Raw genomic sequence first — 23839 nt, 5'->3', positions numbered from 1 at the left:
TTCTCCTAGAGAGAAGAGCTTAAGAGGCTAGATTAATGAACAAAGAAATTTTGGCGGTAGTAGAAGCTGTTTCTAATGAGAAAGCAGTTCCTCGTGAGCGTATTTTTGAAGCGCTTGAAATCGCGCTTGCAACGGCAACAAAAAAGAAAAGCGAACTAGAAATTGAAGTTCGTGTTGAAATCGACCGTAAAACAGGTGATTTCGAAACTTTCCGTCGCTGGGAAGCTGTTGAAGTTGTTGAAAACCCAACAAAAGAGATTTCTCTTGAAGCTGCTAAGTACGACGATCCAGAGATCGAACTTGGCGGTTTCATTGAAGATGACATCGAGTCAGTAACGTTTGACCGTATTACCACTCAAACTGCGAAGCAAGTTATCGTACAAAAAGTACGTGAAGCTGAGCGTGCTCAAATCGTTGAACAGTTCATCGACAACGAAGGTGAGCTAGTTACTGGTGTGGTTAAGAAAGTAAACCGTGACACGATCATCCTAGACCTAGGTAACAACGCTGAAGCGGTAATCCTACGTGATGACCAACTTCCTCGTGAAAACTTCCGTCCAGGCGACCGTGTACGTGGTCTTCTATATGCAGTTAAACCAGAAGCTCGTGGCTTCCAGCTATTCATTACTCGCTCTAAGCCTGAAATGCTAGCTGAGCTATTCCGTGTTGAAGTACCTGAGATTGGCGAAGAGCTAATTGAACTTAAAGGTGCTGCACGTGACGCAGGTTCTCGTGCTAAAATCGCTGTGAAAACAAACGACAAGCGCATTGACCCAGTGGGCGCGTGTGTTGGTATGCGTGGTGCACGTGTACAAGCTGTATCTGGCGAGCTTGGCGGCGAGCGTATCGATATCGTTCTTTGGGACGATAACCCAGCTCAGTTCGTAATCAATGCAATGGCTCCAGCTGATGTTGCTTCTATCATCGTTGATGAAGATGCTCACTCAATGGACATCGCTGTTGAAGCGGACAACCTAGCGCAAGCTATCGGCCGTAGCGGTCAAAACGTACGTCTAGCATCTCAACTGACTGGTTGGGAACTGAACGTAATGACGGTTGAAGACCTTCAGAAGAAACACCAAGAAGAAGCGGTTGCTTCGATTGAAAACTTCATGAAGCACCTAGACATCGAAGAAGACTTTGCTCAGCTACTTGTTGAAGAAGGCTTCTCTACGCTAGAAGAAGTGGCTTACGTACCAGTAAACGAACTTCTTGAAGTTGATGGCCTAGACGAAGGTATCGTTGAAGAACTACGTAACCGAGCAAAAGATGCACTAACGACTCTAGCACTTGCGAAAGAAGAGACGTTTGACGGTGTTGAACCTGCTGAAGACTTGCTAGCACTTGAAGGCCTAGAGCGTGAAATGGCTTACAAACTTGCAGCAAAAGGCGTGGCAACATTGGAAGACCTAGCTGACCAAGGCGTTGATGAACTAGAAGGCATTGAAGACCTAACTGCAGAACGTGCGGGCGAGCTAATTATGGCTGCACGTAACATCTGTTGGTTCGGCGACGAAGAATAATTCAGCAAGGAGAGAAAGCGGTATGACACAATTAACAGTTAAAGCACTGAGTGAAGAGATTGGTACGCCAGTTGACCGCTTAATTGAACAACTTGCTGATGCAGGCATGAAGAAATCAGGGTCGGATCAAGTAACTGATTCAGAGAAGCAAACATTGCTAACGCACCTTAAAAAGGAGCATGGCGATACTTCTGGTGAAGCAGAGCCGACTCGTTTAACTCTTCAACGCAAGACCCGCAGCACGCTAAGTGTTGCCGCTGGAGGCGGTAAGAGTAAGGATGTTCAAGTAGAGGTACGTAAAAAGCGTACTTACGTGAAGCGCAGCGCTATTGAAGATGAAGCGAAACGTGAAGCTGAGGAAGCAGCTAAGCGTGAAGCGGAAGAGAAAGCACGTCAAGAAGCTGAAGAGCTTGCGAAACGTGAAGCTGCAGAGAAAGCACAGCGCGAAGCTGATGAGAAAGCAAAACGTGAAGCGGATGCAAAACGTGATGCTGAAGAAAAAGCTCAACGCGCCCAAGCTGAAAAGGCTAAAAAAGACATGAATTCAAAAAATGCAGACGCTAACGCACAAGCGAAAAAAGAAGCGGATGAACTAAAAGCTCGTCAAGAGCTAGAAGCACAGCGTAAAGCTGAAGCTGAAGCGGCGAAGCTAGTTGAAGAAGCTCGTAAGCTAGCTGAAGAGAACGAAGCGCGCTGGTCTGAAGAAGAGCAGAAGAAGAAAGAACAAGAGAAGTCTGCGGACTACCACGTGACAACTTCTACTTACGCTCGTGAAGCTGAAGATGCAGCTGACCAGAAAGAAGAAAAAGCGCCTCGTCGTCGTAAGAAGAAAGCGGCTCCAGCTAACCAACCAGGCAACAACCGTGGTGGTCGCAACCAACGTGGTCGTGGTGCTAAAGGTAAGCTTGCTAAACCAACTTCAATGCAGCAAGGCTTCGATAAGTCAGCAACTGTTGCTAAATCTGACGTTGCTATCGGCGAAACTATCGTTGTATCTGAACTGGCTAGCAAAATGTCAGTTAAAGCAACTGAAGTTATCAAAGTAATGATGAAGATGGGCGCTATGGCGACTATCAACCAAGTGATCGACCAAGAAACAGCACAACTTGTTGCTGAAGAAATGGGTCACAAGGTAATCCTACGTAAAGAAAACGAACTTGAAGAAGCAGTACTAGCAGACCGTGATAACGATGCTATCGCTGAAGGTCGTGCTCCAGTTGTTACTATCATGGGTCACGTTGACCACGGTAAAACATCGACACTTGACTACATTCGTAAAGCACACGTTGCTTCTGGCGAAGCTGGCGGTATCACGCAGCACATCGGTGCTTACCACGTAGATACTGACAACGGCATGATCACTTTCCTTGATACTCCTGGACACGCAGCGTTTACTGCTATGCGTGCACGTGGTGCTCAAGCGACAGATATCGTTGTACTAGTAGTAGCAGCAGACGATGGCGTAATGCCACAAACAATCGAAGCGATCCAGCACGCGAAAGCGGCAGGCGTTCCTCTGATTGTTGCTGTGAACAAGATCGATAAAGAGGGTGCAAACCCAGACAACGTTAAGAATGAGCTAGCTCAATACGACGTAATCCCTGAGGAATGGGGCGGTGAGAACATGTTCGTTCACATCTCTGCTAAACAGGGTACAAACATCGATGGTCTTCTAGAAGCAATCCTTCTTCAATCTGAAGTTCTTGAACTGACTGCAGTTAAAGAAGGCATGGCATCTGGCGTTGTTGTTGAATCTCGTCTTGATAAAGGTCGTGGTCCAGTTGCAACAGTCCTAGTTCAGTCTGGTACTCTAAACAAAGGCGACATCGTTCTTTGTGGTCAAGAGTACGGCCGTGTTCGTGCAATGCGCGATGAAAACGGTAAAGAAGTAGTGACAGCAGGTCCTTCTATCCCAGTAGAGATCCTAGGTCTTTCTGGTGTACCAGCTTCAGGTGATGAAGCAACAGTAGTACGTGATGAGCGTAAAGCTCGTGAAGTTGCGAACTACCGTCAAGGTAAATTCCGTGAAGTGAAACTAGCTCGTCAACAGAAAGCGAAACTAGAGAACATGTTCTCTAACATGGCTGCTGGTGAAGTTGCTGAACTGAACGTAGTACTTAAAGCTGACGTTCAAGGTTCTGTAGAAGCAATTGCTGACTCTCTACTGAAACTATCAACTGACGAAGTTAAAGTGAACATCGTAGGTTCTGGTGTTGGTGGTATTACTGAAACTGATGCAACACTTGCAGCAGCTTCTAACGCTATCATCCTTGGTTTCAACGTTCGTGCTGATGCAACTGCGCGTAACACGGTTCAGAACGAAAACCTAGATCTACGTTACTACTCAATCATTTACCAACTGATCGACGAAGTGAAACAGGCAATGGGCGGTATGCTTGCTCCTGAATTCAAACAAGAGATCATTGGTCTTGCTGAAGTACGTGACGTATTTAAGTCACCTAAACTTGGCGCGATCGCTGGTTCTATGGTTACTGAAGGCGTAATTAAGCGTAACAACCCAATCCGCGTACTACGCGACAACGTTGTTATCTACGAAGGTGAACTTGAGTCACTTCGTCGCTTCAAAGACGACGTTCAAGAAGTTAAGAATGGTTACGAGTGTGGTATCGGCGTTAAGAACTACAACGACGTACGCGTTGGTGACCAGATCGAAGTATTCGAAATCGTTGAGGTTAAACGTACTCTAGACTAATCGTCTGTACGACTCGACATATTGACTAAGGTTACTAACATTACTAGTAAAGGTAAGAAGTAATCGGTTGTTGAATACACCATGGGGGGCTGGTAATTACCAAGCCCCCCATCTTTCTAAGTGAGAAAAGAAAATGTCAAAAGAATTTAGCCGCACACAACGTGTGTCTCAGCAGCTTCAAAAAGAGCTTGCTCTTATCCTACAACGTGAAGTTCGTGATTCACGTATCGGTATGGTAACGATCTCAGACGTAGAAGTGTCTCGTGACCTTGCGTACGCAAAAGTATTCGTTACTTTCCTATGTATTGGTGAGCAAACACCTGAATCATGCCTTGCTGCTCTTAAAGAGCATGAAGTGCCAATCCGTATGGCGCTAGGCAAGCGTATTCGTCACCGCCTAACACCAGAAGTTCGTTTTACTTACGACAACACACTAGTAGAAGGTATGCGTATGTCTAACCTCGTAAGTGAAGTTCTGAATGACGACAAGCGTAAACAAGAAGCTGCAGGCCGCACTGACGAAAATCAGTCTAAGGGCGAAGAGTAATGGCTCGCCGTCGTAAAGGTCGCCCTATTAATGGGGTAATTCTGTTAGATAAGCCAACGGGCATTTCATCTAATGATGCACTGCAAAAAGTAAAGCGTATTTACTTTGCAGAGAAGGCAGGGCACACAGGTGCACTGGATCCTCTTGCGACCGGCATGCTGCCAATCTGTCTTGGTGAAGCTACGAAGTTCTCTCAGTTTCTTCTAGATTCTGACAAACGCTACGTTGTGATCGCTAAGCTTGGTGAGCGTACCAACACTTCGGATTCAGATGGTGAAGTGGTTGAAACTCGTGAAGTGAATGTGACTCAAGAGCAACTTGAGCGTTGCATTGAAAGCTTCAAAGGCGAAACAGACCAAGTACCATCGATGTTCTCTGCATTGAAGTACCAAGGCAAGCCATTGTACGAGTACGCTCGTGCTGGTATCGAAGTCCCACGTGAATCACGTAAGATCACTGTCTACTCGATTGATCTGCTTCGCTTTGAAGGCGATGAGGTTGAGATGGAAGTACACTGTTCGAAAGGCACTTACATCCGCACGATCACGGATGACCTTGGCGAAATGCTAGGGTGTGGTGCTCACGTGACCATGCTTCGTCGTACTGGTGTTGCGAAATACCCTTACGATCGCATGGTAACATTGGAGCAGCTTAACGAGATCTTAGAGCAAGCACAGGAGCAAGAGATTGCACCTAAAGAGTTGCTTGATCCGTTACTAATGCCAATGGATACTGCCGTTGAAGATTTACCAGAAGTAAACCTCAATGCAGAACTGACAGATTTGGTTCAGCACGGTATGCCTGTTCAGGTTGCCGGTGCGCCAACGGAAGGTACGGTTCGCATGACAAGCGGCGAAGAGAAGCTGTTTGTTGGCGTTGCTCAGATTGCGGACGATGGCCGAGTTGCACCGAAACGTTTGGTTGTTTTCAGAGATGAAGAGCCACAAGCGTAACGCTGAAACCGAGTTAGGTATTGGTGTTTAGCCTTGAAAAGCGAATCAATAAAGTAGAAAGCGAACGCTTAATTTAAGCGCTTCGCTTTTTTCGTTTCTAAGGCCATCGATTGTTATTGCACCAAATGACAAACTTCCCTATAATCCTCGGCTCGCGTAGCGGCTGAATCAGAGATTGGCTGCTACAAATATTAAACTACTCTTATCAGGAGAGAATTATGTCTCTGAATGCAGAAACTAAAGCAGCAATCGTTGCAGAATACGCGCGCTCTGAAGGCGACACAGGTTCACCAGAAGTACAAGTAGCACTACTTACTGCTTCTATCAACCACCTACAAGGTCACTTCAAAGCTCACAAAGGCGATCACCACAGCCGTCGTGGTCTTCTACGTATGGTTTCTAGCCGTCGTAAGCTTCTTGACTACTTGAAAGGTAAAGACCTTTCTCGTTACCAAGACCTAATCAAGCGCCTAGGCCTACGTCGCTAATAGCGATGTCTGCAAAGACTGTTTGAAGAAAAAGGAGCATTTATTGCTCCTTTTTTTGTGCCTGAAAGACAGAGTTTGAGCTATTTCACGGAGCTTTTTCAGTACGAAAATATCCCTGTATATAAAAATAGTTTATACTATGCCTCGCCTGTACAGCTAACTGTATAGGTATTATACGACCCAGAAGTTACAGTCACAGATGTCGGCCAATAGGTCGCGACTATTCAAAGTGGATGTACGCTGTATTTTTTCGATACAGCTCATAAAATCCGTCTGCTTCGACTAGTCGCGATTGGTGATTTTTGGGTTTCAACTTACTGACTCTAAAGAACAATCTTTAGATAAAGGAAATACAATGTTTGAGAAACCAGTTGTAAAAACGTTTCAGTACGGTAACCACACAGTTACTCTAGAAACTGGCGTTATTGCTCGTCAAGCTACTGCAGCAGTTATGGTAACAATGGACGATACTTCAGTATTCGTATCTGTTGTTGGTAAAAAAGAAGCGGTACAAGGTCAAGACTTTTTCCCTCTAACGGTTAACTACCAAGAGCGTACATACGCTGCTGGTAAAATCCCAGGTGGCTTCTTCAAGCGTGAAGGTCGTCCATCAGAAGGCGAAACACTAACGGCTCGTCTAATCGACCGTCCAATTCGTCCTCTTTTCCCAGATGCATTCAAGAACGAAGTTCAAGTTATCGCTACAGTAATGTCTGTAAACCCAGACGTTCAGCCTGACATGGTAACAATGATCGGTACTTCTGCAGCACTCGCTATCTCTGGTATCCCGTTCAACGGTCCTATCGGTGCAGCACGTGTTGGTCACATCGACGGTCAACTAGTACTTAACCCAAGCAACACTGAGCTAGAAACGTCTAAGCTTGACCTTGTTGTTTCTGGTACTGCTGGTGCGGTTCTAATGGTTGAGTCTGAAGCAGACAACCTAACAGAAGAAGAGATGCTATCAGCGGTAGTATTTGGTCACGATCAACAACAAGTTGTTATCAACGCGATCAACGAATTCGCAGCTGAAGTTGCTACTCCTGCATGGGATTGGGTTGCTCCAGAAGAGAACACAGCGCTTAACACTCGCATCGCTGAGCTAGCAGAAGCGAAGCTAGTTGAAGCTTACCAAATCACAGAGAAAATGACTCGTTACGACCGTATCCACGAGATCGCGGCTGAAGTTAACGAAGTACTAGTATCTGAAGACGAAGAAGTAAACCTAAAAGAAGTTCACTCTATCTTCCACGACCTAGAGAAAACAGTGGTACGTCGCAGCATCATCGCTGGTAACCCACGTATCGATGGCCGTGAAAAAGACATGGTTCGTGCACTAGACGTTCGCACTGGCGTTCTTCCACGTACTCACGGTTCTTCTCTATTCACTCGTGGTGAAACTCAAGCTATCGTTACTGCTACGCTTGGTACACAGCGTGACGCTCAAATCATCGATGAGCTAACAGGCGAGCGTAAAGATAACTTCCTACTACACTACAACTTCCCTCCATACTGTGTTGGCGAAACTGGTTTTGTAGGTTCTCCTAAGCGTCGTGAAATCGGCCACGGTAAGCTAGCTAAGCGTGGTATCGCTGCAGTAATGCCTTCTGTTGATGAGTTCCCATACACAGTTCGTGTTGTATCGGAAATCACTGAATCTAACGGTTCTTCTTCAATGGCTTCTGTATGTGGTACATCTCTAGCGCTTATGGACGCAGGTGTTCCAATCAAGTCTTCTGTTGCGGGCATCGCAATGGGTCTTGTTAAAGAAGGCGATGACTTCGTAGTTCTTTCTGACATCCTTGGTGACGAAGACCACCTAGGTGACATGGACTTTAAAGTAGCAGGTACTAACGACGGTATCACTGCACTTCAAATGGACATCAAGATCGAAGGTATCACTAAAGAGATCATGCAAATTGCTCTTAACCAAGCGCAAGGTGCACGTAAGCACATCCTTTCTGTAATGGATGAAGCTATCTCTGGTGCTCGTGAAGATATCTCTGAATTCGCTCCACGTATCCACACAATGAAAATCAGCTCTGATAAGATCAAAGATGTTATCGGTAAAGGCGGCGCAGTTATCCGTGCTCTTTGTGAAGAAACTGGTACTACGATCGAAATCGAAGACGACGGCACAATCAAGATTGCTGCTACTGAAGGCGCTGCTGCTAAAGAAGCTATCCGTCGTATCGAAGAGATCACAGCTGAAGTTGAAGTTGGCCGCATTTACCAAGGTAAAGTTGCTCGCCTAGCTGACTTCGGTGCATTCGTAACTATCCTTCCAGGTAAAGATGGTCTAGTACACATCTCTCAAATCGCTGACAAGCGCGTTGAGAAAGTGTCTGACTACCTAACTGAAGGTCAAGAAGTTCCTGTTAAGGTTCTTGAGATTGACCGTCAAGGCCGTGTACGTCTAAGCATGAAAGAAGCAGTTGAAACGCCGGCTGAAGGCGAAGCACCTGCTGCTGAGTAATTCTCAGTGTGTCGATAGTGATATCGCTTTTTAGTGATTTTTAACCTATCGTCAACAAAGCATGTTATAAAGGGGAGCATATCGCTCCCCTTTTTAATTGCGGTCATAACAGGAGTAATTATTTGTGAAATGGTTTCAAACCGCGAGTATGTGTTTACTGCTTGTACTAACTGGTTGTGCAACAACATCAGATAACGCCTCAAGTTGGGTTTACCCGCCTATGGCTGTGCCATTGCAACCAAGCGTTCAGCAAGAAGTTCAGATTGCACGTTTGAGTCAGCTACTGCAGCGCCCAGATCTGAATGATGAAGTTAGAGCTAAGATGCTGTTTGAACGTGGCAACTACTACGACAGTGTCGGTCTAAGGGATTTAGCGCGTTTAGACTTCAATCAGTCTCTTTCATTGAATCCTGCTCAGCCTGATATCTTCAACCTTTTGGGCGTCTACTTCACGCAAGTAGGGGAGTTTGATGCGGCTTATGAATCTTTCGACTCTACGCTCGAGCTTGATCCTACGAATTCATATGCTGAGAGAAACCGCGCTATCGCACTCTATTATGGTGAGCGTTACGACTTAGCCAATGAAGAAATGATGAAGCACTACGCCGATGATCCGAGCGATCCATTCCGCGCGCTTTGGTTATACATCATTCAGCATGAGCTAACGCCTGAGCAAGCTAAGCTTGACCTGCAAAAACGTTATGAGAATCATGACGAGCAGTGGGGCTGGGTATTAGTCGCTATCATGCTCGATGACATCACTGAAGAGCAGGCATTCAAAGCGATCTTAACCGGTACTCGTGATAACACGTTGCTGGCACAGCGTTTAACTGAGACATATTTCTATCTGGCTAAGCGTTACCACATGAACGGTGACTACGCGAATGCGATCTCTTTGTATAAGTTGTCGGTCTCTTTTAACGTATTCGAATACGTAGAGCATCGTTACTCTTTCTTAGAGTTGAGCCGTATTTTCACCACGCTAAAAGCAGAGCACCTCGCTCAAGCTAAGCTAGCTGAAGCAGAGCAAGAAGCTGATGCTCGCTAAATAGATTATTTTTACTATCAAAGCCGCTGCCAGTCAGCGGCTTTTTTGCGCCTATTTTTTATGGTCTTTGTCTCGTTTTGGATTGCTTTTTATTTAAACAAGATTAAAATAGTTAGTCTTGCTAACTAAATGCCATTCTTTGATTGGGTGAGTATGCTGAACCAGAATTTAGAGAAGATAGAACGTTTCGCCTCGAAAGTATGGCGGACACAGGTAAATGAAGATCCTATCTGCCAGTTGAGCTTCAATGAATATGATTACTTGAAGGTGATTCAGGCCTCTCCTGAGCCGATTCGATTGACCGATCTTGCTATTGAAATGCAAGTGACTAAGCCTTCAGCGACCACTATGGTTCAAAGGCTTGAGAGAAAAGGTCTGGTCGAGCGTAAGGCTTCATTGGAAGACGCGAGATCTAAACTCGTAGTACTGACGCACAAAGCAGAGCTAGGTTTAGAAGAAGAGAGCAAGATCTATCATGTGATGGCACAAATACTGGAAAGTCGTTTGTCTGAGCAAGAGTCTACGCAATTGAACCAGTTATTAGACAAAGCGTTGAAGTAATTAATTTAGATATTTAGTTAGCCTTATTAACTAATTTATCGAGTCATATCCCACTGATATGTAACTCACAATGAAAGTAGAGTAAGAGATGAGTAACTCAATTAGTCGTCAATTTTGGCGATACACAATCCCAACGGTAGCAGCGATGCTGGTTAATGGCCTCTACCAAGTGGTAGATGGCATCTTTATCGGTCGTTATGTCGGCGCTGATGGGCTGGCGGGTATCAACGTCGCGTGGCCGGTGATCGGTTCGATTCTTGGCCTAGGTATGCTGGTGGGTGTCGGTACTGGTGCGCTGGTATCGATTCGTCAAGGTGAAAAAGACACCCAAGGTGCCAAGCAGATCTTAGCCACGGGTTTAACCTTGTTGTTAGCCATAACACCAATTGTTTCTGTATTGCTGTATCTGTTTGCCGATAACTTTTTGCTTTGGCAGGGCGCTGAAGGGCGAGTGTATGAGCTTGGCTTGCAGTACTTACACATCTTGATTGGCGCCAGTGTATTTACCTTGGGTTCTATCGCAATGCCGTTTCTACTGCGTAACGACGATAGCCCGAACTTAGCCACAATCCTGATGATTATTGGTGCGGTTATTAATATCGTTCTGGATTACGTGCTTATCGCTTTATTTGGATGGGAGTTGATGGGCGCGGCATTGGCTACGGCGATTGCTCAGTTTGTGGTAACGGCTTTGGGTCTCGCTTACTTCTTCTCACGCCGTGCAAACCTGCGTTTACGTTGGAGTGAATTGAGATTGAAGCTTGCGGTAATCCCACAGATCTTCGCGATCGGTACATCAAGCTTCTTTATGTACGCTTATGGCTCAATGATGGTGGCATTGCACAACGCTTTGTTCTCTCAATATGGCGACCAGTTGATGATTGGTGCTTACGCTATTTTGGGCTACATCGTGACGGTTTATTACCTCACTGCGGAAGGTATTGCTAACGGTATGCAACCATTGGTGAGCTACAACCATGGCGCACGTAACCAAGCGAATATTCGCAAGTTGCTTAAGATTGCGATGTCGAGTTCTGTCTTGATTGGTGTCGCGTTTGTGTTGCTATTGAACGTATTCCCGCGTGAGTTTGTTTCAGTGTTTAACTCGGACGAACCCCAGTTAGTTGAGTACACCGTATTGGGTATTAGACTGCACATGTTTGCATTGGCGCTTGATGGCTTCTTGGTGGTTGCGGGGGCTTACTACCAGGCGGTGAACAAGGGCAGCAAAGCGATGTTTGTGACGATAGGTAACATGCTGATTCAACTGCCGTTCCTGTACATTATGCCTAAGCTATATGGCGTGCCGGGGATCTGGATTGCGTATCCATTGTCTAATATCGCGCTGAGCGTAGTGGTTATGGTGATGCTCTACAAAGACGTAAAGAAGCTCGACGCCTCGCCGATGGAAACCGCAACGGCATAGGTCGCTTTTCTTGAGACGAACTAAAAAGGTCTAGCAAATGCTAGACCTTTTTTATTTGTTATTCGGCTCAATCGTTGAGGCTAGATGTTTTTAACGTCTAAACCTGCAAGCTGATGCCAATAGCCATTACACTGGCGGCTCTCAATCTTCATTGGGTTTTGGCCCTGTTCGTTGGCTCTGAAGTTATTGATTTCAGAGAAGGTATCAACGCCAAGTGGGCTTAAACGAACCACATCCACTAAGTCATGCATGTTTGGTAAGTCATTCACCAAGTTGTAGCAGTAGCCTGATTGAGTCTGGATGCCGTTAAGGTTGAAGACAGACTGACCCTCTTGGCTCTCAACTTGAAGGCCTGTTGGGTACTTGATACAGCAGGTCTCACAATCGTCTTTGGCTTTATTTTCTGCGCGAGCCGTAAAGCAGCGTGCTGAATAAGCAAGAGGCAAGTAACCGTGGCTGAACACTTCGACTTCAAACTTGTTGCGAATATTGAGCTCTTCACACTGCGTCATCACATTGCTCAGCCATTCACGAGAAAGCTCGACTGGCATACACCAGCGCGTCATACCTTGCTTTAAGAATAGGTTCAGCGTGCGTGCATTGTAAGTGTTTACCGCAGGGCCAACCACGAAAGGCACTTTACTTTCGCTTGCAAGCTGAATAGCAGACACATCATTGGCTTCAATCGCAAAGTCACCGTTATCAATGTACTTCTTCATGATGTTGACTTCGCTCGGCGCTTCGAGCAATGCCATGGTCGACAATACCACTTGCTTACCTGAAGCGGACAGCTCTTTAGCGATGTCCATCCAGTGTTTCGCTTTCATCTCTCGACGCTTTGAACACACGGCTTCACCTAGGTAGATGATGTCTGCAGAGCTTGATTTTGCTTGCTCATAGAAGCTTTCAACGTCTTGTTTTGGCCAGAAATAAAGTAGAGGGCCTAATGCGTATTTCATTGAGTTCTCCATTTGGCTCTATTGCCATTTGCGATGGTAAGCGCCAAGCGTGGTTTGTGTACCTTCCGATACATTCGCCAGTGTCGCATTCCAAGCTTGTTCAACTTGGTATTGTTCAGGGTTCGCTAAGTAGCGGTCGATGGCTGCACGCCAAGTACGAGTCACTTGTTCTACATAAGCCGGGCTACGTTGACGACCTTCAATCTTCACTGAAGCAACATTCGCGGCGAACAACTCTGGAAGCATTGATAGTGTGTTAAGGCTAGTAGGCTCTTCGAGTGCATGATAACGCTTGCGTTCACCATCGATATCCGCTTCAAAGCGGCCTTTACACAGTGTTGGGTAGCCAGCGTTCTCACCTGCTTCATACTTATCGATAAGGATCTCGTTCAAGCGAGACTCTAGGCCCGATTCTGTTTCTTGCCAGCGAACGTATTTCGCCGGAGAGCAAGCACCCACTGTATTTGGTGATTCGCCCGTCATGTATGAAGAGAGGTAGCAACGGCCTTCCGCCATGATGCACAAACTACCGAAAGCGAATACTTCAAGGTCAACGTCAGAAGTGATGTTACGAGAAAGCTGTTTAACCTGATGAATTGATAAAACGCGCGGCAGTACGACACGTTTTACGTTGAAGTTTTTGTGGTAGAAGTCGATCGCAGCGGCATTGGTTGCAGAAGCTTGAACTGATAGGTGCAGTTCTAGATCTGGATATTTGTTTGCAGCGTACTCAAGTACAGCGATGTCAGCGATGATCAGTGCATCAACACCTAAAGCTGCTGCGTTGTCCACGGCGTTAGTCCAACGCTCGAAGCCATTTGGGTGAGCAAATGTATTTAAAGCAACATGAATTTTCTTGTTGTGGTCATGCACATACTGCACAGCACGATCGAGCTTTTTACCCGCAAAGTTTAGGCCTGCAAAGTGTCGGGCATTGGTATCGTCTTTGAATCCGATATAGACAGCATCCGCACCGCAATCAATGGCGGTTTTCAAAGCAGGTAAGTTACCCGCTGGGCATAAGAGTTCCATTTGCTCACTACCAGTAAAATTAAGTTGAAGCGGGCATTTTATGAAGAATTGTGAATGACGGAATTGATGTAAGGCAGGTTTAGATGGATAAATCTGCTTTTACTCCGTTTGGGGTACTGACGAATGGTCGTTTTGTATGTTGCTGTGGCTTTGAAGTGCGTGGTCGAATCGTCTAATTAGTTCTTATGGCGGCGGTTTTGAGCGAACAGCTCTTCAACATCTTGTTTTGGTTGTGGGCGATAGAAGTGGAAACCTTGAATCGAGCTGCAGTTTAGATTCGACAATAGCGTTGCTTGTTCACTTGTTTCGACACCTTCTGCAACCACAGTTAAATCGAGAGATTTACCTAGGTTGATGATGTTTTCAATCACGGTGATCTGTTTTGGTAGGGTATCGATATCTGAGATGAAAGCACGGTCTATTTTAAGCTCATCAATCGGGAACCGAGCAAGGTAAGACAGAGAAGAGTAACCGGTACCGAAATCATCAATCGATAGAGCGAAGCCGAGCTTTTTAATTGCGTTAAGCATCTGCACGGTGTGTTCACTATCACTCATCACGGCGCTTTCAGTGAGCTCAAACGTAATCGCACTTGGGTCTAGCTCTGTCGAGCGTAGTAACTTCTCCATGTAATCAATCAGCTTAGGGTTACCAAACTGTTCTGGAGAAAGGTTGATTGCCACACGACCAGGTAGAATCCCTTGCATCTTCCAACGCTTAACGGTCGCAAAGACTTCACGCATGACTACACGGCCAAGTTGTTCAATAAGGCCAGCCCGCTCTGCTACTGGGATAAACGCGGCTGGGCTGATATAGCCTTCAACAGGGTGTTTCCAACGAACTAGAGCTTCTGCGCCATTGATGGTGAAGTCACGGGCGTTTACTTTTGGTTGATACCAAACCTCGAGTCCGTTTTGTTGCAGCGCCTTCTGAAGCTCTATCTCAAGCCACAGTCGCATGCGTGCTTCTTTGTTCATCTGCTCGTTGAACTTAATTAAGCGGTTACGACCACGATCTTTGGCTTCATACATCGCGGTATCGGCATTTTGCAGCAAGATACGCGCATCGGTGCCGTCTTGAGGAAAGCGTACGCTACCAATCGAGCAAGCTAGGCGCTTACTAAAATGGTGAAGGTCAAAAGGCTGATTGATCAGTGAAATGATCTTTTCTGCTAGTGTTTCTGCGGTTCTAGGGTGTTCCGGTTCTGGCAGAATGATACCAAATTCATCGCCGCCTAAATGGCCGACCACCGCTTGACGAGGCAGTAATCGTTTAAGGCGTGAAGCCACTTCTTTGATCACTTTATCGCCAATATGATGCCCTAGCGAGTCATTGATATTTTTAAAGTTATCAATATCTAAGTACATCATGACAACCGGTGTATCGTTGTGAATGAATTGCTCTAGGCGCTTGGTAAAACCGACTCGATTGTAGAGTTTAGTCAGCGCGTCTATGTAGGCATCTTCACTATTGGCTGGGGTGTATTGTTTGGTTGTCTCTTGAGCGTCTTGAATGAGTACCAGTTGGGTGCTGCTTCCAAGAATAGCGGTTGAGTCTATGTGCAGTTGAACTTTACGTTCGAAGCCGCATCGGGCACCCGTTAAGCAAACCAAACCAGACTCAGAAATAATAGAGCTGAGGCTGTTATTGAAGACTGTTTTGGTTTGTTCATCGATAAATAAGCGTCCTAACTCTTCACCAATCAATTCGGTGGTGGAGTTAAAACCAAGCAGGCGTGCAGCAGCTGGGTTAGACGACAAAATGTAGTCGTTTTCAACCAGTAGTAGCCCGTCGGGTAGCAGTTGAGAGAGCTTATGGAATTTTGCTTCGGATTCTTCTAAAGAGCGAACCAGTACTTGATTTTCTGACGTATCGAAGGCGTGGAAGACGATGTAATCCGTATTCTTACCATTGGTCAGTGGAGACAAGCTGAAGTGGAGGCTAGTATCAAGGTCTGTTTCGTTGAGGGTGACTTCGGCTTCAATGGTTTCGCCGTTGAATGCACGTTCGTAGTAAGGCTTTAGGTGTTGATAGAATTGTTCGCCTAAGGTTTGGCGGTCGTTCATGCCTGCAAGTTCAGCTTGGCTCAAACCAGCAATATCGCAATAACGCTCATTCACCATAAAGTAGTTATGTTGAGCATCAAGCACTGCAAAAAAGAAAGGGCTGTTTGCAGTTAGCTGGGTAAACCAATGTTGTAGTTGCTGGGGAGGCATCAAAGTACTACCAATTCTCCAAGAGCTTGATTATTCACAATCGATAAATAGTTATTACTTTTGTGTGGTTATCGATATTTACCTGTGAGTGCAGCGATCCGCTGTAATTCTCATTACCTGAATTACTATAACTGTGATTTTCAGGATATTAAAGGTCGGGCATCAAACAGAAGTTAATTTGATACATAACAGTAACTGAGATCTTAACATCATCTATGATGCATTCCATATTATTGACAAAGTTACGGATAAGTCACGTGATAAACAAGATTCGCACTCAACTAGTTCAAAATGCCGCATCAATTTTGCGATCTCCAGTCCAGTTATTGCCTAAAACAGTACAAAAAAGAGCCTTGTTAGAGGGGCTTAAGAACGTATTCAAAGAGGCGCTAGAAGACGGTGACTTTGAGTTCCTAGAAGATAAATGGCTTAAAGTCTCGATAAAGGATATGGGGTTAAGTTGGTGTATTAGCTACCAAAATGAGCAACTGGTTGTAGCAGATAAAGAGGTTGCTGAAGATGTAAGCTTTAGCGGGAATCTCAATGATCTTGTACTGATTGCCGGTCGTAAAGAAGACCCTGATACGCTTTTCTTCCAGCGTAGACTGTCTATAGAGGGCGATACAGAGCTTGGTTTAGAGGTCAAAAACTTGATGGACAGCGTAGATTTAGACTTATTGCCAACTCCCTTGAAAACTTTGTTAAATCAATTAGCTGATTTTGTGCAGAAGGGAGTACAATCCCCGGATACACAAAGTGAGGTAATGAATGCTTATTCGAACTGAAGCACCGGCAGATATACTTGTCATTGATCGTTTATTGAAATCTGTTTTTGAAACGGATGCAGAAGCCAACCTGGTTATGAGCTTGCGTGAGAATAGTCATTTAACGCTGTCGCTGGTGGCTTGTTCTGATGAAGGCGAGGTTGTTGGGCACCTGATGTTTAGCCCGATCACGCTGCATGGTGACGATCATAACTGGCAAGGGCTTGCTCCGCTTGCAGTGAAAGAAGAGTTTCGCAATCAAGGTATTGCCAAGGCACTGGTTGAAGATGCTTTCTCTACTTTGGTTGATTTTGGTTACCCAGCCTGTGTCGTGCTTGGCGATCCTGCGTACTACGGTCGTTTTGGTTTCAAAGCCGCGAGCGAATTTGGTTTGAGTTGCGCTTGGGATGTACCTGAAGGTGCTTTTCAAGCCATTGAGTTGGTTGAAGGTGCACTTACTGGGCATGCTGGTGAAGTGGCTTACAGCTCAGAATTCAATGAGTTATAAGGCTACTTCTCACGCAATATGATGCAAACTGATTTAGTCTAAATAAAGGAGCTTGATGCTCCTTTATTTTTTGTTAGTATCAGCCCAACTCTCATAAGCGGTTTTGAAGTTCGTTCAAACAAACCGCCGACCACCAACCTAAGGTTATAACCCTAGATATGTCACAAACACACGCACAGTACCTGCAAGAGATGGGCATAAGCCAATGGGAGCTTAGTCATCCAGAACGTTTGGCGGGTTATGAATCAAAACTGACTCCGCTAGCGAGCGATTGCAAGTTACTGTTGGTTTCGCCTGAAAAACCTCAGGGCGAGCTCGCAGTGATGTTTGAGCGTGTGCTGAAAAGTATCAAGCTTGATTTATCTCAGGCACTACATATTCAGCCTCAACACCTAACCTCTATCGAACTTGGTGATGTTGAATGGGTGTGGTTTGCAGGTTGTGAATCGACTCAAGAGATTAAAGCTAAAACACTGCAATCCCCATTGTTGTCCGACATCAATGGCAATAACCAACATCGCCGAGACTTATGGCAACAAATTTGTGCATATGACTAATCAATTTTTACCGACTTCATCACATCATCTAGACGCTATTTGGCAGATAGAACAGGCTGCGCACTCTCATCCATGGTCAGAAAATATGATCCGAGATCTCGATAGCCGAGGCGCTTGTCATCATGTTCTTGAAGTCGATGGGCGAGTCGTCGGCTACTTCTTCGCGCAGAATATCGTTGGTGAAGTAACGCTATTAAATATTGCTGTGGATCCAAGCCAACAAGGCAAAGGCTACGGTAAAGCGCTGACTGAGCACTTCCTAGATATGTGTGAACAAGCTGACGCAGAAAGCGCGTGGTTAGAGGTTCGCGAAAGTAATGTGAACGCGTTTAATCTTTACGAAAAGGTTGGCTTTAATGAGGTGGACCGCCGTCGTAACTATTACCCAACCAAGCAAGGACAAGAAGACGCCATCATTATGAGCTATCTTTTTATGTCTTTTGGCTAGTCATCTTGTCGCTTTTCGCTAAGCAGAGAATAAGTGGCAAATAGGGTGCAAACTGACCCTTTAGAAAGTGACACGCTTTCTGTATAATCCGCACACAGAATTCAAGGGCAAGTATTATCTACTTGCCCTTTTTACGCTTTAGATCAGCAAAGGGCGACTATGTCTTTCCAACAAGAAGTGAGCAAACGTAGAACGTTTGCAATTATCTCTCACCCGGATGCGGGTAAAACCACGATTACTGAAAAAGTTCTTTTATTCGGAAACGCGATTCAGAAAGCGGGTACCGTAAAAGGCCGTGGCTCTAACCAGCACGCTAAATCTGACTGGATGGAGATGGAAAAAGAACGTGGTATCTCGGTAACTACGTCGGTAATGCAATTCCCATACAATGATTGCCTAGTAAACCTACTAGATACTCCAGGACACGAAGATTTCTCGGAAGATACGTACCGTACATTAACGGCGGTTGACTCTTGTTTGATGGTTATCGATGCTGCGAAAGGTGTCGAGGATCGTACTCGTAAACTGATGGAAGTAACGCGTCTACGTGATACACCAATCGTAACGTTTATGAACAAACTTGACCGTGACGTTCGTGACCCAATGGAAGTGCTTGATGAAGTAGAAAGCGAGCTAGGTATGGCTTGTGCTCCAATTTCATGGCCAATCGGTTGTGGTAAAGAGTTTAAAGGTGTTTACCATATTCACCGTGACGAAACGATCTTGTACGAATCTGGCCACGGCCACGAGATCCAAGAAGTTCGTATCATCAAAGGTTTAGATAACCCAGATCTAGATGAAGCGGTAGGTGCTGATTTAGCGGAAAGCGTACGTGAAGAGCTAGAGCTTGTTATTGGTGCTTGTCCTGAGTTTGATCACGACCTGTTTCTTGCTGGTGAGCTAACGCCTGTTTACTTCGGTACTGCACTTGGTAACTTTGGTGTTGACCACATGCTTGATGGCCTAACGAAGTGGGCTCCGGCACCGCAAACTCGTCAAGCTAATGAGCGTGATGTTGTTGCGACAGAAGAGAAGTTCTCTGGTTTCGTATTTAAGATCCAAGCAAACATGGACCCTAAACACCGTGACCGTATCGCTTTCATGCGTATCGTATCTGGTACTTACAGCCAAGGTATGAAGATGAACCACGTTCGTACCGGTAAGAACGTTAGTATTTCTGATGCGGTAACTTTCATGGCGGGTGACCGTGCACGTGCTGAAAAAGCGTATGCAGGTGACATTATCGGTCTACACAACCACGGCACAATTCAGATTGGTGATACCTTTACTCAAGGTGAGAACCTGAAGTTCTCTGGTATTCCAAACTTTGCGCCTGAGCTATTCCGCCGTATTCGTCTACGTGATCCTCTGAAGCAGAAGCAACTTCTAAAAGGTTTGGTTCAGCTTTCAGAAGAGGGCGCAGTGCAAGTATTCCGCCCTATGCAGAACAACGACCTGATCGTTGGTGCGGTTGGTGTACTTCAGTTCGACGTGGTTGTAGCGCGCTTGAAAGCGGAATACAACGTAGAAGCTATCTATGAAGGTGTTAACGTTGCAACAGCTCGTTGGGTTGAATGTGATGACGCTAAGAAACTAGAAGAATTCAAACGTAAGAACCAATCTAACCTAGCGCTAGATGGCGGTGACAACCTGTCTTACATCGCACCAACTATGGTGAACTTGAACCTAGCTTCTGAACGTTTCCCTGAAGTTCAATTCCGAGCTACGCGCGAGCACTAATAGCGACAGTTCTACATAACACTGTTGGATAATATTAAAGCCGAATTGCTTCCAGCATTCGGCTTTTTTGTTACACTAAGAGTACACCGTTTTGATGGAGTAAAGCGTGTTTGACCTTAACTTAGTAAAGCCATTCCTCTCTGTATATCAGCAAAGATCGATAACTAAAGCGGCTGAATCATTAGAGCTAACCCAGCCAGCCGTTAGCGCTGCAATCAAAAGGTTTGAAGCGGTGGTAGGCTATGCGTTATTTGTCAGAGTGGGTCGCTCAATAGAACCAACCTCGATGGCTCACAAATTAGCAGGCCAACTGTCAAGTGCGTTAGAGTTGATGGAAGGTGCTGTATCTAGGAAGCGAGACTTTACGGTTTACATCCCTGTTAACCTTTTCCATAAACTTCCTATGCTCAATGGCGTTCAATTAGTTGAATCCCCCATATCTGTCGATCATATAATTGAAGATATTCGATTGAATCGGGTCGACCTAGTTGTGGATACTGGTTTACCAAAGCAGGCGAGTCTAGAGTCTGAATTTGCGACTACTGACAGGATTATTCTTATGAGTGACCCTGAAGTGAGTAAATTTGGTGAACGAATTTCCATGGAAGAGTTTCTTGCAGCACGGCATGTAACCTTGAAGCTACTGCGACAAGATATTCAAATTGTCGACTTCCTTTCTGAAAAGAGCTTTATTCGTGATGTGGCGATTGAAGTTCGAAACCTAACGAACTTAATCTTAGCAGTAAAAGGGACCAACTATATTGCAGCTATCCCGGTTAGCATGGTCCATTTCGCTAAAACAATCGGTTTACAAATTCACGAGCCTCCATTCTCAATGCGTCCGGTGGAGTTTGAGTTTGTTTACCACAAAAAGTATCAAACTAATGGGCAACACCAAGAGTTACGAGAGAAGCTTAAACAGCTACTAAAAAGCTAGAAATCGAAGGCTAGACCGAATTCCACATAGTTATTATCAGTGTTTTCTGGGAAGTATGAGTACGTTATAGAGGGCTTTAGATATTTAATGTTAATAAAAGTGACCAGCTCATAATACTGGAGGTTTGTTTTATCTGATTGGCTGATTCTATTTCCAGTCGCTGGGATATCTAGATAGTACTCGTTATTCTTTACCCCAATCTCTTGGTTGTATTTAAGCAAGAGATCAGCATATTTTATAGGGCTCCACATTAAGCCTGCACTGTATTCTATAGAGTCTGATGGAGTACAGGTTAGGTTGCGGAAGTCATAGCATTGCTCTTGTTCGAATTTGTAGTTGTAATTAATATCACCGATCAGCGTCCAATCTTGATGCAGTAATTTAGCCGCAAAGATCCCTGTGGTGAGTTTGTTTTCACTCGCTTTAAATGTATTTTCGGTATAGTAAGTATTCCCCTGCCAGAATGAATAGCCGACTCCAACTTCCCAGTTTAAGTCGGTATCAATATCGCCAAAGACGCGAAAGTCATCCGTCATTCTATAGTTAGTATCGAGCGTTGCTACTGTGGAATCATCGACTTTGGAAAAGCTAATACCAAAGATATCGGTAAAACGCTCAATAGATTCAACAAGGGTGTCACTTGCTGATGAATGAAAAGGGAAGGTGGAAGCAAGTATTAATAGAAGGCGTTTCATATTTTAGTTCCGAATCGCTTTCCTTAGCTAGTGAGTAAAAACACCCGATAATAGCGTTCACTATTATCGGGTGAGCGGGTTCAACTCAGGTTAAATTTTAGCCGCGTAAACGTTGTTGAATTGCTGACTTCGCTTTCTGTAGCTTAGCAGGGTCGATAGATTGAAGTTTGCTTCGGTCAATAGATTGCAATCTAGACTTAGCTTTTTCAGCATCGATAGGTGTAACAACTCCTTCTGGGTTAATGTGAACTAATTGGCCTTCGGTAGTGTTATCTCCACCAATTAGAACCAGTTTGCTACCGTTATTTTCTGTATCAATGACTCTTACATCATATTGTTTTGCTACGTTTGAGTCGTAAGCATTCACAACCAACTGACCATCGCTGTATTCAAGGTAAGCAACTTCTTCACCGTTAACAGAGAAGTATCCGTAGTGACCTTGTTCTTCTTCACGAACACCAGATACTTGGTAGTGATTGTTTTCCATACCACCATCGATGCTTGGCAGTTCATTGTCTGGTGTGCCTGGTTTACCCCAACCTAAGTCAGCAGACTTGATAGCATCAGCAACACGGTCGCCAGAGATGATTTGAGCCATGCCGTTTTCAGCGATATGAACTAGAGAGAGCTCACCACCATTACTGATAACGTAGTACTCAGTGTCACCCATTTGAATGCCAGACATTACTTGCCCATCATTACCAGTAATGACATAACCGTTGTTTACTTTAGAAATAGTGCCGACCGTTTCGCCGTTAACGATAACTTGGTCGCCAATAACAGCTACTGCATTTTGCCCCCAGTCACCTTCGCCGTATTCAGGGAGTTCATTGTCTGGTGTGCCTGGTTTACCCCAACCTAAGTCAGCAGACTTGATAGCATCAGCAACACGGTCGCCAGAGATGATTTGAGCCATGCCGTTTTCAGCGATATGAACTAGAGAGAGCTCACCACCATTACTGATAACGTAGTACTCAGTGTCACCCATTTGAATGCCAGACATTACTTGCCCATCATTACCAGTAATGACATAACCGTTGTTTACTTTAGAAATAGTGCCGACCGTTTCGCCGTTAACGATAACTTGGTCGCCAATAACAGCTACTGCATTTTGCCCCCAGTCACCTTCGCCGTATTCAGGGAGTTCATTGTCTGGTGTGCCTGGTTTACCCCAACCTAAGTCAGCAGACTTGATAGCATCAGCAACACGGTCGCCAGAGATGATTTGAGCCATGCCGTTTTCAGCGATATGAACTAGAGAGAGCTCACCACCATTACTGATAACGTAGTACTCAGTGTCACCCATTTGAATGCCAGACATTACTTGCCCATCATTACCAGTAATGACATAACCGTTGTTTACTTTAGAAATAGTGCCGACCGTTTCGCCGTTAACGATAACTTGGTCGCCAATAACAGCTACTGCATTTTGCCCCCAGTCACCTTCGCCGTATTCAGGGAGTTCATTGTCTGGTGTGCCTGGTTTACCCCAACCTAAGTCAGCAGACTTGATAGCATCAGCAACACGGTCGCCAGAGATGATTTGAGCCATGCCGTTTTCAGCGATATGAACTAGAGAGAGCTCACCACCATTACTGATAACGTAGTACTCAGTGTCACCCATTTGAATGCCAGACATTACTTGCCCATCATTACCAGTAATGACATAACCGTTGTTTACTTTAGAAATAGTGCCGACCGTTTCGCCGTTAACGATAACTTGGTCGCCAATAACAGCTACTGCATTTTGCCCCCAATCACCTTCGCCGTATTCAGGGAGGTCATTGTCTGGGGTAATGTATACAGGTAATGAAGGAATAGCTTCGTCAGTACCAGAAGACGTACTCGAACTACTTGAAAGCAACCCAGCAACCAATGCAGCAGAAGCGGCACCAACTGCAGCCCAAGTACCGTTAGATTGTTTTTCGTAAGTTACGTCATCGACTGTAGCTGTCGTGCCTGGAGTAGCATTGGCATATTGTTCGTTTAATTTATACTGAACAGAAGCATCAATAGCGTTCATCTGCCCGTCAATAAGTTGAAGTGTTTGTTGGTTTGCTAGCTCTACGTTGACTTGAGGAGCAGTAGCAAAAGCTGGTGCAACTAACACGCTAGAAATTGAAATGGCTAAGAGTGATGCTTTCATAATGTAGGATCTCGTCGTTTAATTAGGCGTCTTGCTATCGGTGCCTCCTTGGCAAGTGCGGCTATTATTTGTTCTTATGAGGTTTTCAACAATATAGCTAGC

At 45.2% G+C, this 23839-nt stretch carries 20 protein-coding genes; 15 read left to right on the top strand and 5 right to left on the bottom strand.

Translation table 11 applies throughout. The features are described 5' to 3' along the window. Positions 1–35 precede the first annotated feature (35 nt). The 9 genes from nusA to OH460_RS06755 all read left to right on the top strand — a co-directional run bounded on the left by nusA (position 36) and on the right by OH460_RS06755 (position 11735). Positions 36–1523 (top strand): transcription termination factor NusA, encoded by a 1488-nt coding sequence (gene nusA / locus OH460_RS06795; RefSeq protein WP_008218818.1) that lies wholly within the window; start codon positions 36–38, stop codon positions 1521–1523. A 22-nt stretch (positions 1524–1545) separates the two neighbouring features. Then, complete coding sequence (gene infB / locus OH460_RS06790) at positions 1546–4236, top strand: translation initiation factor IF-2 (RefSeq protein ID WP_269996097.1); 2691 nt, start codon at positions 1546–1548, stop codon at positions 4234–4236. Between the two features lie 133 nt (positions 4237–4369). Then, a complete protein-coding gene (rbfA, locus tag OH460_RS06785; RefSeq protein WP_269996096.1) occupies positions 4370–4783 on the top strand; it encodes a 30S ribosome-binding factor RbfA in 414 nt (137 codons plus the stop codon). Beyond that, on the top strand, positions 4783–5736 hold the full coding sequence (truB, locus tag OH460_RS06780; protein WP_269996094.1) for a tRNA pseudouridine(55) synthase TruB: 954 nt from the start codon (positions 4783–4785) through the stop codon (positions 5734–5736). Before rbfA ends, truB begins: the two co-directional genes overlap by 1 nt. A 218-nt stretch (positions 5737–5954) precedes the next feature. After that, a complete protein-coding gene (gene rpsO / locus OH460_RS06775; protein WP_004740633.1) occupies positions 5955–6224 on the top strand; it encodes a 30S ribosomal protein S15 in 270 nt (89 codons plus the stop codon). A 355-nt stretch (positions 6225–6579) separates the two neighbouring features. Continuing rightward, positions 6580–8700, top strand: coding sequence for a polyribonucleotide nucleotidyltransferase (gene pnp / locus OH460_RS06770; protein WP_008218809.1), 2121 nt, complete (start codon positions 6580–6582; stop codon positions 8698–8700). A gap of 124 nt (positions 8701–8824) precedes the next feature. Continuing rightward, entirely contained in the window at positions 8825–9748 is a 924-nt protein-coding gene (nlpI, locus tag OH460_RS06765) for a lipoprotein NlpI (protein ID WP_269996090.1), read from the top strand. 153 nt (positions 9749–9901) lie between these two features. After that, complete coding sequence (locus tag OH460_RS06760) at positions 9902–10309, top strand: MarR family winged helix-turn-helix transcriptional regulator (protein WP_029235552.1); 408 nt, start codon at positions 9902–9904, stop codon at positions 10307–10309. An 88-nt stretch (positions 10310–10397) separates the two neighbouring features. Beyond that, positions 10398–11735 carry an MATE family efflux transporter gene (locus OH460_RS06755; protein ID WP_061032512.1) on the top strand — a complete coding sequence of 446 codons (1338 nt, stop codon included), beginning with the start codon at positions 10398–10400 and terminating at the stop codon, positions 11733–11735. 80 nt (positions 11736–11815) lie between these two features. Here OH460_RS06755 and OH460_RS06750 read toward each other — a convergent pair whose 3' ends face one another. The 3 genes from OH460_RS06750 to OH460_RS06740 form a co-directional block, all read right to left on the bottom strand. Beyond that, on the bottom strand, positions 11816–12694 hold the full coding sequence (locus OH460_RS06750; protein WP_008218800.1) for a U32 family peptidase: 879 nt from the start codon (positions 12692–12694) through the stop codon (positions 11816–11818). A gap of 18 nt (positions 12695–12712) precedes the next feature. Continuing rightward, positions 12713–13726 carry a ubiquinone anaerobic biosynthesis protein UbiU gene (gene ubiU, locus OH460_RS06745; protein ID WP_186171214.1) on the bottom strand — a complete coding sequence of 338 codons (1014 nt, stop codon included), beginning with the start codon at positions 13724–13726 and terminating at the stop codon, positions 12713–12715. A gap of 176 nt (positions 13727–13902) precedes the next feature. Beyond that, on the bottom strand, positions 13903–15942 hold the full coding sequence (locus tag OH460_RS06740) for a bifunctional diguanylate cyclase/phosphodiesterase (protein ID WP_116871705.1): 2040 nt from the start codon (positions 15940–15942) through the stop codon (positions 13903–13905). Between the two features lie 257 nt (positions 15943–16199). On the opposite strand from OH460_RS06740, the gene ubiT reads away from it, so the two are divergent. From ubiT to OH460_RS06710, 6 genes are all read left to right on the top strand, one after another. Beyond that, on the top strand, positions 16200–16727 hold the full coding sequence (gene ubiT, locus OH460_RS06735) for a ubiquinone anaerobic biosynthesis accessory factor UbiT (protein WP_032498359.1): 528 nt from the start codon (positions 16200–16202) through the stop codon (positions 16725–16727). Beyond that, a complete protein-coding gene (locus OH460_RS06730) occupies positions 16711–17214 on the top strand; it encodes a GNAT family N-acetyltransferase (protein WP_269996081.1) in 504 nt (167 codons plus the stop codon). Before ubiT ends, OH460_RS06730 begins: the two co-directional genes overlap by 17 nt. 158 nt (positions 17215–17372) lie before the next feature. Beyond that, complete coding sequence (locus OH460_RS06725; protein WP_137407274.1) at positions 17373–17771, top strand: DNA polymerase III subunit psi; 399 nt, start codon at positions 17373–17375, stop codon at positions 17769–17771. Further along, positions 17764–18219 (top strand): ribosomal protein S18-alanine N-acetyltransferase, encoded by a 456-nt coding sequence (gene rimI, locus OH460_RS06720; protein WP_269996077.1) that lies wholly within the window; start codon positions 17764–17766, stop codon positions 18217–18219. The genes OH460_RS06725 and rimI overlap by 8 nt, the downstream gene beginning before the upstream one ends. Positions 18220–18378: 159 nt before the next feature. After that, positions 18379–19959 carry a peptide chain release factor 3 gene (prfC, locus tag OH460_RS06715; protein ID WP_269996075.1) on the top strand — a complete coding sequence of 527 codons (1581 nt, stop codon included), beginning with the start codon at positions 18379–18381 and terminating at the stop codon, positions 19957–19959. 106 nt (positions 19960–20065) lie between these two features. After that, a complete protein-coding gene (locus OH460_RS06710) occupies positions 20066–20896 on the top strand; it encodes a LysR family transcriptional regulator (protein ID WP_269996073.1) in 831 nt (276 codons plus the stop codon). Here OH460_RS06710 and OH460_RS06705 read toward each other — a convergent pair. Both OH460_RS06705 and OH460_RS06700 read right to left on the bottom strand, forming a co-directional pair. Then, positions 20893–21591, bottom strand: coding sequence for a hypothetical protein (locus tag OH460_RS06705; protein ID WP_269996071.1), 699 nt, complete (start codon positions 21589–21591; stop codon positions 20893–20895). The genes OH460_RS06710 and OH460_RS06705 overlap by 4 nt on opposite strands. Positions 21592–21688: 97 nt before the next feature. After that, complete coding sequence (locus OH460_RS06700) at positions 21689–23737, bottom strand: hypothetical protein (RefSeq protein ID WP_269996069.1); 2049 nt, start codon at positions 23735–23737, stop codon at positions 21689–21691. Between the last annotated feature and the right edge of the window lie 102 nt (positions 23738–23839).

This window comes from Vibrio sp. Makdt (assembly GCF_027587015.1).
GTDB classification, from domain to species: Bacteria; Pseudomonadota; Gammaproteobacteria; order Enterobacterales; family Vibrionaceae; genus Vibrio; species Vibrio chagasii_B.
The sequence above is the reverse complement of the archived record's forward strand: the minus strand, read 5'-3'. Positions and strand labels throughout refer to the sequence as shown.